The organism is Pandoraea faecigallinarum (genome assembly GCF_001029105.3).
GTDB classification, from domain to species: domain Bacteria; phylum Pseudomonadota; class Gammaproteobacteria; order Burkholderiales; family Burkholderiaceae; genus Pandoraea; species Pandoraea faecigallinarum.
In genome coordinates this window covers 5,177,774-5,191,810 of record NZ_CP011807.3, presented here as the reverse complement: position 1 = coordinate 5,191,810, position 14,037 = coordinate 5,177,774, and the positions used below count along the sequence as shown (strand labels likewise).

Here is a 14,037-nt window from a genome sequence, read left to right as displayed (position 1 = left end):
CTGGCCGTTCTAGTTGCGAGTAGAGACTGGGAACGTCAGGCTGAATACGCCTCGGGCCGCCGATCGACCGCTGCACCTGCTGATGGAAAAGGCGTACGAAGGCAACGAAACCCGACAACTCGCGCTTGATCTCGGCTTCATCCCGGTTGTTCCTCCGTTGTGCACACGCGTCGAGCCTTGGGAGTACGACCGGGAAATGTACAAGCGCCGCAACGAGGTCGAGCGGCTGTTCCGGCGGTTGAAGGGCTTTCGTCGCCTCTTCTCGCGTTGCGACAAACTCGAACTGATGTTCATTGCCTTTATCAACTTTGCCCTGATCGTCGAAGCCCTTCGCTAGTGTGAACAGGTCCTAGCTCGACGACTTTCTAAATTCGTCGGAGGCTTCGGCCTTCGTTTTTCACGACTCGACGCACGCGGTGTGACGGCCGGGACAACGCGCCGGGAGAGGGGTTTCTGCACCGTCGTCGGGCCGACGCGCTACCATTCGGGGAGTGACGCTTGATTACGGAGAGGAAAATGAGTGTTTCGAAGGCGCCTGCGGATCGCAAGGTGATCCTCACGGGTGACCGTCCGACGGGCCCGCTGCATCTGGGCCATTACGTCGGTAGTCTGGAAAACCGGGTTGAGTACCAGCACGAGTACAAGCAATTCATTCTGGTCGCCGACGCTCAGGCGCTGACCGACAATACCGACGACGAAGGCAAGGGCCGCGACAAGGTCCGCCGCAACGTCTCCGAGGTGGCACTCGACTATCTGGCCGTCGGCATCGACCCGGATGTCACGACCATCTGTGTGCAGACATGGCTGCCCGAACTGACCGAACTCACGTTCTATTACCTGAACCTGGTCACCGTGGCGCGTCTGGAGCGCAATCCGACCGTCAAGCAGGAAATCAACCTGCGCAACTTCGAGCGGGATATTCCGGCCGGCTTCCTCACGTATCCCGTGAGCCAGGCCGCCGACATCACGGCGTTCCGGGCAACGCTGGTGCCGGTGGGCGAAGACCAGTTGCCGATGATCGAACAGACCAACGAAATCGTACGGCGTCTGAATCGCATGGCAAATCGCGAGATCCTGACCGAAGCGAAGGCGCTCGTGCCGCCCATCGGTCGTCTGCCGGGTATCGACGGCAAGGCCAAGATGAGCAAGTCGCTGGGCAACGTCATCAACATCTCGTCGACGCCGGACGAAATCCGCGCCGCCGTGAAGAAGTGCTACACCGACCCGCTGCACCTGAAGGTCGAAGACCCCGGCCATCTGGAAGGCAACGTGGCGTTTGCCTACCTCGACGCTTTCGATCAGGACAAGGAAGGCCTGCAAGCCCTCAAGGATCACTACGTGCGCGGCGGCCTGGCCGACTCGAAGGTCAAGGCGCGCCTCGAAGAGCGCTTGCAGGAAATGCTGCGTCCGATGCGCGAGCGTCGCGAGCAGTATGCGAAGCATCCGGACTATGTGTGGGACATGCTGCGCGCCGGCACCGAACGTGCGCGCGAGACCGTCTCGCAAACGCTCGACGATGTGCGCTCCGTGTTCGTCACGCCGGGTTGGAAGAAGTAACGAACCGCACGACGCACGGCCGAAGGCGCAGCGGACCGTAACCGCCGTCGCGCCCTTGTCCGCACGACGAACTGCCCCCTGAAGGATTGGCGTGTCCTCCAATGCTCAGGGGGCAGTGTCGTTCCGGTCTCCATTCTGTGCATCGGTCCGGGGGGCGACGTGCGGCGTCGCGATATCGGACGCGGCGGCATCGGAAAGCAGGTCGTTCGTTTCTCTCAAAATTTCCCGCAGCGCGGCCGTGGACGGAAGTGAGTCCGCAACGAGGGCCGATCCGCCAGGAGGCGCGTGCGGTGCCTGCGATTCGCAGCGCCGCATGTCCGCTTCGAAATTCTGGGCGCCGTGCAATCGCGAGGTGTCGCCACTTGCGGCGTTCGGACCGGCGGCCAATCGTTGCCGTTGCTCGGCGCGTTCCACGATGTCCAGCGCGTTTGCGAGTTGCGCGCAGATTTGCCGCACGCGTGCGATGCCGGATGCGAGCGTATTTTCCTGCTCCAGGAGTTCTGCGCGCATCGCGTATGCGCGGCCGGTCGATGCGGCCATATCTATCGGGGCGGAGGGGGGAATCGTTGGCATGACAGTGGTTTTCCTATGTGCGGTATTGCAATGAGGTGGAAGATGACGGCGCCAGGCGCCTTGAGGCCGTTCATTCCGGCGGGCCGGACGTGAACGTCGACAGCTTTTCGTCGAGGGTGGTCTGCATCGTTTCGACTCCCCCGATCCCGCGGGTCAATCGATCCAGACGCCGACCGAAGCCGTTCGTCTCCTGCCAGCCTGCGGCCGACTGTCTGGCACAAATGCCCGTGCTGATGACCACATAGATGTTGCGCACGCCTTCGATGCAACCCGATATCTCGGCCCAGCCGCGGTTGCGCGAATAACCGATGACGCTGAACATGCTGTGAATCGCGCCGAGTATGCCGACGAAGATCGAGCCGAACTTGAGTCCGAGGCCGAGCCCGATGAAGGCGGGAAGCGCAGGCGGCAGGAGTGCCGCGGCGACGGCGAGCGCTGCCGAGAGCGTTGCAAGCGCGACGATGATGCCGATCTTCGTCTTCCATCGGCGACGATCTCTCGGAATGGCCGCAGTGGCCTGCTGCAAGTACTTATGGACGAGAAGCGCGGTTTGGAACAGGGTCCGGCCAATCGTCGAAAATGCCCGCGCCACGTGCCTGCGTTTCTCGATGGTCTGCGGCGCATTCGGGTCTTCGCGTGCGATCGCCCGGTGTTGTGTCTCCGCGCAATCCACCGCCACGAGCATCATCCCGATGCCTTTGACGGTCATCTCGATGTTGGACAACGTGACGTACGCCGCGCGGGCATTGGGCGTAAGCGTCTCTATCGATGTGTTCGTCCGTTGCGATCCGACGGTTTTCCATGTTCCCCACGGCAACTGACGGGAGCGGTAAATCCGTTGCATCGCCTTCTCGAGTTTCGCGGGCAGCGACCGGATCGCCAGCATGTCCTCGCCTTGCTCGCGCAGCGCCGCGCCGACATGGGCGAAATATTGGTCGACGTCCGAGAACGCGTCGGGCAACGACGTGCTGTCGATCTCTTCACCGAATGCTCTCAACATTGTCGCCCACCTTCGCTCGATCGATTTCAACTCCTCGACAATAGACGTTTTGATTCCCTCCAAACATCGGGACGACTCCCTTTCTGTCAGCGACGACACGTTCTGCTGCGTGACGCTCACGCTGCGCCAGTCCGCAGACGCAGGTACAGGGAAGGCCGGCGCGGCGGGCGCAAGGCCGCGCGCAGCCATCATGTCGGAGATACCCGGGAGCCGGGCGGAAACGGGAGGCGCGATGAAGATCATGGTGGGGGCCTGCTTTTTGCTCTCATGCTTCGAGGCTAGTCCCACAACTTGCGTACCGCTTCAATTATTTGCGCATCGGGTCGTTTAGTGGCGCGCGAGGCCTGTGCCGCACGTCGCGGCGCCACACTGCACGCGATTACGGCTGCTTCGCGACCTTGCCGTCCTTGAAGACCCAGCGGATGGCTTCGCCCTGACCGGTGAGCACGTCGATCGATTCGAGCGGGTTGCCGTCGACCACGAGCACGTCGGCCAGTGCGCCGGCGGCGATGACGCCCAGCTCGCCGGCTCGATTCAGAATCTCGGCGCCGATCACCGTTGCCGAGCGCAGCGTGTCGGCCGCACCGAGCACTTCGGCGCGAATCGTGAGTTCGTCGGACTGATACTTGTGCATGTCGCCGAGCAGGTCCGAGCCGAAGCCCATTTTCACGCCCGCGTCGCGATAGATCGACAGCGACTCGCGTCCCGCGCGTTGCACGCTTTCCACCTTGGCGACGGACTCCGGCGGCAGGCCGAGCGAGGCGCCGTCCTTGGCCAGTGCGTCGTATGTGACCAGCGTGGGCACGACATACGCGCCTTTCTCGGCCATGAGCTTCGCCGTTTCGGCGTCGCACAGGTTGCCGTGTTCGATGGTGCGCACACCGCAGCGCACGGCGCGCGCAATCGCCTTCGGCGTGTAGGCGTGTGCCATGACATACGTCTGCGCGGCTTCCGCTTCCGCGACGGCCGCGCGGATTTCGTCTTCCGAGTACTGCGTGTTGGCGATGGGATCGACTGGCGAAGCCACGCCGCCCGAGGCCATCAGCTTGATCTGCGTCGCGCCCTTCTGGATCTCTTCGCGCACGGCGAGCCGGATCGGGTCGACACCGTCGACCACGCGTCCGATGGCGCCCGCACGGAACGCGCACGAGCACGGCTCCAGCGTATCGCTGCGCGGACGGAAGTCGCCGTGACCACCGGTCTGCGAGAGGGCTTTGCCCGAGGGGAAAATGCGCGGACCGGGAATCACGCCCTGTTCGATGGCCTGTTGCAGCGCCCAGTCGGCGCCGCCGGCGTCGCGCACCGTCGTGAAGCCGCGGTTGAGCATGCCCTGCATGATCGGCAGCGATTTGAGCACCGTCAGCACGTTCGGCTGGCTGGCGTTCGTGCCGAGATTCGGATGCGAGGCAAGCACGTGCACGTGGCAGTCGATCATGCCCGGCATGACGGTCTTGCCGGTGACGTCGATCACGATGGCGTTTGCGATGTCGAGCGGCGTGGCGCTCACCGCCGTAATGCGATTGCCTGCGATCGCCACATCGTGGCGTTCGAGCAGACGGCCGGCGGCCGTATCGAGCACGTTGCCGCCGCGAAGCACGGTAACCGGCGTGGGAGACGGGGAGGACATGTGGGGATTCCTTGAAAAAAATGCACAAGGCGCGCCGGGTGAGGGGCGCGCCTTGTCGGGGGGGAAACTCAGGCCTTCGGGAGCGGTTTGACGAAGCGTGTGCCGACGAGGCTGATGGCCGCCGCGATGATCACGTAGATCGCCGGGGCCATGTTGCTGCCAGTGCGGGCGATCAGCCACGTGATGATGAGCGCGGCGAAGCCGCCGAAGATCGTCACGGCGAAGTTGTACGCCACCGACAGACCGGTCGAGAGCACCTTGGCCGGGAACAACTCGGAGAACGCGGCGAGGATCGGGCCGGTGTAGCAGGCGATCAGCAGACCGAACACGATCTGGAACGTGAGCAGCGATGGCAGACCCGGGGCAACGTTCAGGTACGTGAACATCGGCCATGCCAGCACCAGAATCAACAGCGCCGAGCCCGACAGGAACGGGCGGCGACCGATACGGTCGGCCATGCGTCCCACGATCGGTGCGAACACGAGAATCATGGCGCCGCCGACCATGCCGGCGGTGAAGCCGTCCGAGGCGGGCAGGTGCAGCACGCGCTGGGCATACGTCGGCATGTAGAACAGCAGCACGTAGGTGCAGATCGTCCACAGCACGACCATGGAGAAGCTCGCGAGCGTTTCCTTGGGGTATTGCGAGAAGACATCGCGCAACGGCGTGTCGGACTTTTCCGCATGCTGGAACGTGGGCGTTTCGTCGATCTTGTTACGGATGTAGAACCCGACCGGACCGATCAGCATGCCGACGATGAACGGCACGCGCCAGCCCCACGATTCGAGCGACGCCTTGTCGAGTTCGGTCGTGACGAACGTGCCCACGGCGGCGCCGAGCAGCACGGCGAAGCCGATGCTCGACTGGATCCATGCCGAGTAGTAGGCGCGTTGATTGGGCGGGGCGTACTCCGTCAGGAAGGCCGTGGCGCCACCCATTTCGCCGCCGGCCGAGAAGCCTTGCAGCAAACGTGCGAGCACGATGATCAACGGGGCGGCCAGACCGATCTGGTCGTATGTCGGTGCCAGACCGATCATGGCGGTGCCGGCGGCCATCAGCAGAATGGTGAGCGAGAGCGCTGCCTTGCGGCCCACGCGATCGGAATAGATGCCGAGCACGATACCGCCGACCGGGCGCATGAAGAAGCCCACGCCGAAGGTGGCCACAGCCAGCAGGAATGACGAAAGGTCGTCGCCGGTGGGGAAGAACTGCTTCGCGATGATGGCTGCGAAGAAGCTGTAGACGGTGAAGTCGAACCATTCAAGACCGTTGCCGATCACCGTCGCCACGATCGCTTGACGGCGCTGGCGGGCCAGGTTGTCTTGAGGCACTGCGTAGGTCGCCTGCATCTGGGTCTCCCGGAGGATGGTGGCGTCCGTTGCGTGTCTTGCAATTCACGTCATGCCGGTAATACGCCTGCTTTTTTGTCGGATCACGTTCGTCGCCCCGGCCATGCGAGCGCAATTCGGCCGATACCGCTGACGAACGTGCGCGGATAAGACAGAAAGTAGTGCAGACAAAATGACAGGCAAAGCGATAATTCCGCATGTTGCCATGCGTGTAGCGCATGCCAACTTTTGAAAACACGCGTAACCCCTATGATGGGAAACGGGTTTCCGAGTAAATCCAGTTGCGGAAAATTCGCACTGCGGCATGCTCGTGGCGCTCGGCAGGCCACACCAGATAGTAGCCTCCCCCCAGGCTTGCCGTTGCATCGCAGGCGTGAACCAGCAGGCCGGCATCGAGGCACGGATCGATCATGTGGCGCCAGCCCATCACCAGTCCACCGCCTTCGATGGCCATCTGCACGAGCAGGGGGTAGTAATTGGCGCTGACCATGCGCGGGAACTTCGGGGCATCGACGCCTTGCAGCTCGAACCAGTCGGGCCACGACATCCATTTGCGCTGGCCGTCTTCGATGAAGAGCAGCGTTTCGTCGACGAGATCTGCGGGAGTGAGCGTGCGCCCGGCGAGATAGGCGGGCGAGCATACGGGGAACACTTCCTCGTCGAAGAGGCGGCGTCCCGCGAAATCCGGTGGGAGGTCGTTTCGTACGTAATAGACGCCGAGATCGAATTCGGACGCGGAAAGCGACGTGATGCCGTCTTTCACGATCACGCGAATCTTGATGTCGGGGTGCGCGGCGCGAAAGCGCATGAGTTGCGGTGTCATCCAGAGCACGGCGACCCCCGACGAGCAGGCGACCGTGAGTTCGAGGTCGCCGCGTCGCTTCATCAGATCGGCCGTGGCCTCGGCGCATTCGCCGAGCAGACGTTGAATCTGCTCGGCGTAGCGTTGACCGGCCACCGTCAGCCGCAGCGTGCGATGTTCGCGCGTGAATAGCGCACGCCCGAGAAATTCTTCGAGCTGCGCGATCTGCCGGCTCACGGCGCTTTGCGTGAGATTGAGTTCCGCGGCAGCCCGGGTGAAGCTCGAATGCCGCACGGCGGCGTCGAAGGCGATCAGGCAATGCAGCGGCGGCAGGGGCGAGATGGGCATGCGCGGTGACGGGGAAGTGTCGGTCGAATGGCGGCGTGCCTAGCGCTTGCCGACCATCTGCTCGGGGCGGACCCACGCGTCGAACTGTTCGGCCGTGACGTGGCCGAGCGCGAGTGCGGACGCCTTGAGCGTGGTGCCTTCCTTGTGCGCCTTCTTCGCGATCTGCGCGGCCTTGTCGTAGCCGATATGCGGGTTGAGTGCGGTCACGAGCATGAGCGATTCTTCGAGCAGCGAGCCGATGCGCTCACGATTGGGTTCGATGCCGATGGCGCAGTTGTCGTTGAAGCTCACGGCGCCGTCGGCGAGCACGCGTACGCTTTGCAGGAAGTTGTGGATGAGCATCGGCTTGAACACGTTCAGTTCGAAGTTGCCCATCGAGCCGCCGATGTTGATGGCGACGTCGTTGCCCAGCACCTGACAGCACAGCATCGTCATGGCTTCGCACTGGGTTGGATTGACCTTGCCCGGCATGATCGAGCTGCCCGGTTCGTTTTCCGGGATCTGCAATTCGCCGATGCCGCAACGCGGGCCGCTGGCCAGCCAGCGCACGTCGTTGGCAATCTTCATGAGGCTCGCGGCGAGTGTCTTGAGCGTGCCGTGGGCGTGCACGATAGCGTCGTTCGCAGCGAGTGCCTCGAACTTGTTCGGGGCGGTGACGAACGGCAGGCCGGTGTCGCGCGCGAGCGTGTCGGCGACCTTCTTCGCAAATTCGGGGTGTGCGTTCAGGCCCGTGCCGACGGCCGTGCCGCCGAGCGCGAGTTCCGCCACGTGCGGCAGCGCGTCGTCGACATGCTTCAGACCGTGGTTGATCTGCGCCACCCAGCCGGAGATTTCCTGGCCGAGCGTGAGCGGCGTGGCATCCTGCAAGTGCGTGCGCCCGATCTTGACGATGTCGTCATAGGCGCGCGCTTTGGCGTGCAGCGTGTCGCGCAATTGGCTGACGCTGGGCTTGAGATGGTTCACGAGCGCGTCGAGCGCGGCAACGCTCATGGCTGTCGGGAAGACGTCGTTGGACGACTGGCCCTTGTTCACATCGTCGTTCGGATGCACGAGGCGCGCTTCGCCGCGCTCGCCGCCGAGCAGTTCGCTGGCGCGATTCGCGAGCACTTCGTTCATGTTCATGTTCGACTGTGTGCCCGAGCCGGTCTGCCAAACGGCGAGCGGAAACTCTTCGTCGTGCCGGCCGGCGATGACTTCGTCGGCGGCTTTGACGATGGCGTCGGCCTTCTTGGCGTCGAGTACGCCCAGGTCCTTGTTGACTTCGGCGGCGGCGCGCTTCACTCGCGCGAGCGCGCGCACGAGTTCGCGCGGCATCTTCTCGGTGGAAATCTTGAAGTTCAGCAGCGAGCGCTGCGTTTGGGCACCCCACAGGCGATCGGCAGGTACGGCAATTTCGCCGAAAGTATCGCGTTCCATTCGCACATCGGACATGGTCGACTCCTTGAAGACAGATTTGAATTCTAGATCGTTGAAAGGGATCTGGCATGGCACGACCGGGAGGAGGTGCCGTGTCACGGGAATGGATTGCAGGGAGGCTGGCCTTTCGAATGGGATGAACGCGGTGAAGATGCTGAACCGAAGGCCTGGACAGGCATGGATTATGCGCCCGAATGGCGGCGCGGGGGCGTCGGGCGAATGTGCTGGGCGAATGTGCCGGGTGAATGTCGAGTGAGGGCCGAACGAGGCGCCGGCCTGCAGTCGGTTGTCGCCCGCCGGTGAACGGCGCCTACGCCCAGACGCCGGCGACCAGTTGCAACGCCGCGGCGATGGCGGGCTCCTCCCGCCGGGCGGCAAGGGTGACGAAGGTGAGTTCGGTGGGTACGGACACGGCCTCGGCAATCACCAGACCGTGGGCGCGCGCCTCGCGAAGCGCGATGGAGTCGCGCACCAGCGACAGTCCGAGGCCGGACTTCACCAGATCGAGCATCGACGGCTCCTGATCCACTTCCGCCACCTTGACCGGCGAGACGCCGGCATGGTCGAACACCGCGCAAAGCAGCCGGTTGTGGGCCGACTCCCGGGGAGTCCAGATCCACGGCAGGGCGGCGAGTTCGCGCCATGCGCGACCGGCAACACGCTCGCGCCAGCCGGCCGGTGCGAGCACCTGATACGAGAAGGGTGTGAGCGTGACTGCATGGAAGCGCGCCGGATCCGGGTGGCCGATGTAGAAGCCGACGTCCAGTTCGCTGCGCGCCAATTGTTGCAGCACGCTGCCCGACATGCTGTGCCGCAGGGCCGTCTCGATCTGCGGATACGACTCCACCAGCCGGCGCAGGAACGCGCCGAGACGAGTGAATTCGGGATCCAGGATAGTGCCGATGCGAAGGCGTCCGCGCACGGTTTCACGCAGCGCGCCGGCCGCTTGCTGGAAGTCCGTCAGCGCCGTGAGCATGCGCTGCGCGAGCGGCAGCAGCGCCTGCCCGTCGCGCGTGAGCGTCAGCCCGTGTGCCGTGCGTGCGAAGAGTGTGAGCCGCAGTGCTTCCTGCAACGCCTTGACCTGAAGGCTGACGGCCGGCTGCGTCAGATGCAGGCGCTGCGCCGCGCGTGTGAGATTACCCTCATGAGCGATGGCGACGAAGGCGCGGAGATGGGCGAGTTCCATATGGGGAAAGTCCGGACGGCGGGCGACATAAGGGAATCTTATATTGCTTTTGATAATTTCTCATTGGATTGCGACGGGCGGCGGCAGTACGCTTGGGGCGCGCCCAAACACGTGGGGACTGGCAAACGTGGGCTTGCGCCGGTATCCGGTGGAGGTCGCGGACGTTGCGAATACCGGCGGTGCCGTCAAAAGGTTGCCCGAGCAACGGGATGAACATGAGAAATACTCATGCACCGCCGTCGGCATACTGATGTCCCGATGTGTCGACGAAGTGCCGAGGTCGCGTGGAAGTTCTGGCCATCCGACGCGGCATTGGCGGCGTCACGACAAAAATAAACCTGGTGCGGGGGGCGACAGTCCACCTCACTCGGGTGCCGCACCAGGGCGTGCACCGCACTATGGCGCGTGCCGCCATCGATGGAGACAAGCGGGAATGAGCAAGCAGGTGCAACAGCGATCCGACCAGCAAGAGCGCTTCGATTACATCATCGTGGGGGCCGGCTCGGCCGGGTGCGTGCTGGCGAATCGTCTCACGCAGGACCCCGACGTTTCCGTGTTGCTGCTCGAAGCGGGCGGCAAGGACGACTATCACTGGATTCACATTCCCGTCGGCTATCTCTACTGCATCGGCAACCCGCGCACCGACTGGCTGTACCGCACGCAGGCGGAGGACGGGCTGAACGGCCGCTCGCTCGCCTACCCGCGAGGCCGTGTGCTCGGCGGCAGTTCGTCGATCAACGGCATGATCTACATGCGCGGCCAGCGCGAGGATTACGACGTGTGGGCCGACGCCACCGGCGACGACGGCTGGCGTTGGGACAACGTGCTGCCGCTATTCAAGCGCAGCGAAGACCACTACAGGGGTGGGTCGGAATTTCACGGCAGCGGCGGCGAATGGCGCGTCGAGAAGCAGCGTCTGTCGTGGCGGGTGCTCGATTCGTTTGCCGATGCGGCCGAGCAGATCGGTATCCCCAGGACGGACGACTTCAATCGTGGGGACAACTTCGGCATCGGCTACTTCGAGGTGAATCAGCGGCGCGGTGTGCGCTGGAGTGCCGCGAAGGGGTTCTTGCGGCCGGCGTCGCAACGCCCGAACCTGACGGTGATGACGGGCGCGAGCGTGAGTCGTTTGCTGTTCGACGGCACGCGTTGCACCGGCGTGGCATATCGCGGGGGGAACGAAGACTTCACGGCGCTTGCCAATGTCGAGACGATACTCGCGGCGGGTGCGGTGAATTCGCCGCATCTGCTGGAGGTCTCGGGCGTTGGCGACGGCGAGCGGCTGCGCGGCTTCGGCATCGATGTGATTTCGCACGTGCCCGGCGTGGGCGAGAACTTGCAGGACCATTTGCAATTGCGCACGGTGTATAAGCTGCGCGGCGCGAAGACGCTCAATCTCACGGCGAACAGTCTGATCGGCAAACTAACGATCGGTATGCAGTACGCGTTTGCGCAACGCGGCCCGATGAGTATGGCACCGTCGCAACTCGGCGCGTTTGCCCGCAGTCGCGACGACGTGTCGCGTCCCGATCTGGAGTACCACGTGCAGCCGTTGTCGCTCGAGAAGTTCGGCGATCCGTTGCACAAGTTCAATGCCTTTACCGCATCGGTGTGCAACTTGCGCCCGACGTCGCGCGGCAGTGTGCATCTTACGTCGGCGGACGTGCGCGTCGCGCCGAGTATCGCGCCGCGTTATCTGTCCACGGACGAGGACTTGCAGGTGGCAGCGGACGCCATCAAGCTTACGCGGCGCATTGTGGGTGCCCCCGCATTCGCACGATATGAGCCGCGCGAGTATTTGCCGGGGCCGTCGTATCAGAGCGACGACGATCTGAAGCGCGCGGCGGGCGACATCGGCACGACGATCTTCCATCCGGTCGGCACGTGTCGCATGGGGCGCGATGACGATGCGAATGCCGTCGTCGATGCGCAATTGCGTGTGCGCGGCGTGCATGGCCTGCGGGTGGTGGACGCGTCGGTCATGCCGACGATCACCTCAGGCAACACGAACTCCCCGACGATCATGATCGCCGAGCGCGCCAGCGATATGATTCGCGCGGCGAGGAAGGCGGGGAATCGGTGAGGGCGTTCACGATGAGATTGACGGAGACGCTTTTTCAGAAGGTAACGTCAGTCGAAGGACAGAAGGATGCCGCTTGCGTCGTCTCGCCGTTTGCGGTCTGCTCTATGGGCGAGCGAGGCTTCGTGACATCGAACGGCATTTAGCAAGGCGCCGAGCCCTGATTCAGCCGCCAGTTTTAATGCCTCCGCCTTGGTCATCAGCCCATAGGTGTCCCACGCACGTGACAGGCCATCGGTTCCAACGAGAATCTGGGCTGGCGTATTGAGCGTTAGTTCGATCCTTTTGGCATTGAATGCGCTCACGGGGTTCAGTGTAAGCGCAGAACCGAACTCATTACGCTGTTGTTGACATCGTCTCGATCGCAATTGGGAAAGCTCGCTGCCTGCAAACCCCGAATGGGGTTTCCACTCATCGAAGGTTTGAATTAGCCGAGCGGGCACACCGTGGTCCGGGTTCGAAGCGGTTCGACCCTCGTGAAATAGTTCGAAGCAATCGGCGTAGCGGTGAATGGAAACGAGAAGCCTTGCCGGGGAGACGGTGGCGATTTCCACAACCGTTGCCGCAGCTACGGGCCAATCATGCATGGGGTTTGTCTCGCTGGATGCGTCAAAGTACTCCCGTCTTATCGTGTGGAGTTGTCTATGCAATCGTGATGTCGAGAACGACGGGGTAGCCAGCTTCGGAATGGCGTCTGATATCTTTCGCGCAAACCAGCCCGCATCCGAAATGTCGCCGAATGTCGTGAATGGAGAGGCAGAGAGCGTTGATGCGCCGTCGATAGCCCACACGAGCATTGATTGCGAACGTCGATGGCATCCGACGACATCTTCTGTTGGGATGCTCTTGTAAATGCCTTGAGAAATACACTGGATCTCCGGCGTCATAGCGACACCGCGTTCTTCGAGATTGCGATTTGAAGCGTTCGCAATCCGCCTGATATGACCAGCTCGCTCATGAACTCGTCATCGAGTGATTGCTGAATACGTTGTGCTTGCGCAGTGTCAAGTATTCCCGCGGAAACGAGGCGCGGCGAAAACTGACGAAACGAGAGGCTGACCAGACGCTTTTGCTCTCTTTTCCAGATTGTGGGCTGGCTAAATCTGGCGCCCAGAATCTTGACGTTCATGCCCGTGACCAGTGACCAAATGTCACGGATGCAGTCATAGTCGATACCTTCGATTTTTCCGTACGCTCTGATCGCGGCGTTTGCATGCTCAAAACCGGCCACGCGAGGGACACAAAAAAGGCTTTGCAAAGATGGTTCTTCGAGAATCAGAATCCCGGAGGGCGTTAGAAGTCGGACAAATGTCTGTATTGCGGCCGCGCGTTGTCTTATATGTAAGAGTGTGAAGCGACAGGTGATGAGATCGAACGTATGGGTCGGCGGGAAGACGTTAGAGAGGTCATTGATGTCGCCGAGTCTGAAGGTGATGTTCTTGATGCCGGATGAATGGGCAGAGGACTTTGCCGTAGCGAGTTGCGCCGAATGGTTGTCTAGTCCGATGACTGTGGCTTCTGGATGGTTCCTTGCCAGCCATTGCGTAATTTGACCGTGTCCGCATCCGACATCCAGCATGCGCCCCGTCGACGGTGCGTAACGCCGAAGGAAGTCGGTGGTTGCAGTGTTGTATATCTCGGACGTGATGGAAAGTCGTTGTCGATCATCGTCGCCTGTCGATAGTGGATAACTTGTCGATTCTCTCGAGGTGCGATTCGATTGAGTGTAGTTGTCTTGTCGCGCACACGCGGTCCAGTAATAGTCCGGCATGTTGTTCGGCTTTGCTGCCGTCGTATCAATCCATTCATAGGCCGTATGTTCGTGGCTGAGTACGGGGGTGTCCGACGAGGTGGAGCATACGTAGAACGCCAGCAGAACCCGCTTGCCTGTCACGACCTCGCACGAACTGCTCCCAACATAGGTTGCTGACGTTATGGCGAAACCGCATTCTTCTTTAACTTCGCGGGTCAATGCGGCTTCAAGCGATTCGCCTGCTTCGGGGCGTCCCCCCGGTAACTCAAGTTCCCCGCGGGGGTTAGTCAGAAAGAGGACGCTGTTGTGCCTGCGGACGATTGCCTTGACGCTAATGGGTTCCATG

Annotated in this window: 11 protein-coding genes and 1 pseudogene; 3 read left to right on the top strand and 9 right to left on the bottom strand. The window is 62.4% G+C overall.

The annotated features are described in order from the left end of the window. Positions 1 to 70 precede the first annotated feature (70 nt). Together AB870_RS22855 and trpS are read left to right on the top strand one after the other, a co-directional pair. Positions 71 to 337, top strand: a pseudogene (locus AB870_RS22855) (IS5-like element ISCARN85 family transposase); the annotation flags it as partial. Between the two features lie 179 nt (positions 338 to 516). After that, positions 517 to 1,557, top strand: a complete 1,041-nt coding sequence (gene trpS, locus AB870_RS22850; RefSeq protein ID WP_047906408.1) for a tryptophan--tRNA ligase — start codon at positions 517 to 519, stop codon at positions 1,555 to 1,557. A 105-nt stretch (positions 1,558 to 1,662) separates the two neighbouring features. Here the strand turns inward: trpS and AB870_RS22845 are convergent, their stop codons facing one another. The 7 genes from AB870_RS22845 to AB870_RS22815 form a co-directional block, all read right to left on the bottom strand. Further along, the gene (locus tag AB870_RS22845; RefSeq protein WP_157112409.1) at positions 1,663 to 2,130 is read right to left on the bottom strand and encodes a hypothetical protein; all 468 of its coding nucleotides are present in this window, start codon (positions 2,128 to 2,130) and stop codon (positions 1,663 to 1,665) included. A 70-nt stretch (positions 2,131 to 2,200) separates the two neighbouring features. Continuing rightward, positions 2,201 to 3,130: a hypothetical protein gene (locus AB870_RS22840; RefSeq protein ID WP_047906406.1), complete on the bottom strand. Its 930-nt coding sequence runs from the start codon at positions 3,128 to 3,130 to the stop codon at positions 2,201 to 2,203. 379 nt (positions 3,131 to 3,509) lie between these two features. Further along, positions 3,510 to 4,757, bottom strand: a complete 1,248-nt coding sequence (locus tag AB870_RS22835; RefSeq protein WP_047906404.1) for a metal-dependent hydrolase family protein — start codon at positions 4,755 to 4,757, stop codon at positions 3,510 to 3,512. A gap of 68 nt (positions 4,758 to 4,825) precedes the next feature. Continuing rightward, a complete protein-coding gene (locus tag AB870_RS22830; protein WP_047906403.1) occupies positions 4,826 to 6,106 on the bottom strand; it encodes an MFS transporter in 1,281 nt (426 codons plus the stop codon). 247 nt (positions 6,107 to 6,353) lie between these two features. Continuing rightward, positions 6,354 to 7,256, bottom strand: coding sequence for a LysR substrate-binding domain-containing protein (locus AB870_RS22825; protein ID WP_047906402.1), 903 nt, complete (start codon positions 7,254 to 7,256; stop codon positions 6,354 to 6,356). 39 nt (positions 7,257 to 7,295) lie between these two features. Next, positions 7,296 to 8,687: a class II fumarate hydratase gene (gene fumC, locus AB870_RS22820; RefSeq protein ID WP_047906401.1), complete on the bottom strand. Its 1,392-nt coding sequence runs from the start codon at positions 8,685 to 8,687 to the stop codon at positions 7,296 to 7,298. A 295-nt stretch (positions 8,688 to 8,982) separates the two neighbouring features. Next, positions 8,983 to 9,858, bottom strand: a complete 876-nt coding sequence (locus tag AB870_RS22815) for a LysR family transcriptional regulator (protein ID WP_047906400.1) — start codon at positions 9,856 to 9,858, stop codon at positions 8,983 to 8,985. A gap of 433 nt (positions 9,859 to 10,291) precedes the next feature. Between AB870_RS22815 and AB870_RS22810 the strand changes: the two genes are divergently transcribed. Continuing rightward, positions 10,292 to 11,941 (top strand): GMC family oxidoreductase, encoded by a 1,650-nt coding sequence (locus AB870_RS22810; RefSeq protein ID WP_047906399.1) that lies wholly within the window; start codon positions 10,292 to 10,294, stop codon positions 11,939 to 11,941. Positions 11,942 to 11,988: 47 nt separating this feature from the next. Here the strand turns inward: AB870_RS22810 and AB870_RS26530 are convergent, their stop codons facing one another. Together AB870_RS26530 and AB870_RS22805 are read right to left on the bottom strand one after the other, a co-directional pair. Continuing rightward, positions 11,989 to 12,825, bottom strand: a complete 837-nt coding sequence (locus AB870_RS26530) for a hypothetical protein (RefSeq protein ID WP_047906398.1) — start codon at positions 12,823 to 12,825, stop codon at positions 11,989 to 11,991. Beyond that, on the bottom strand, positions 12,822 to 14,036 hold the full coding sequence (locus tag AB870_RS22805; protein ID WP_071386909.1) for a methyltransferase domain-containing protein: 1,215 nt from the start codon (positions 14,034 to 14,036) through the stop codon (positions 12,822 to 12,824). Before AB870_RS22805 ends, AB870_RS26530 begins: the two co-directional genes overlap by 4 nt. Position 14,037: the final 1 nt, after the last annotated feature.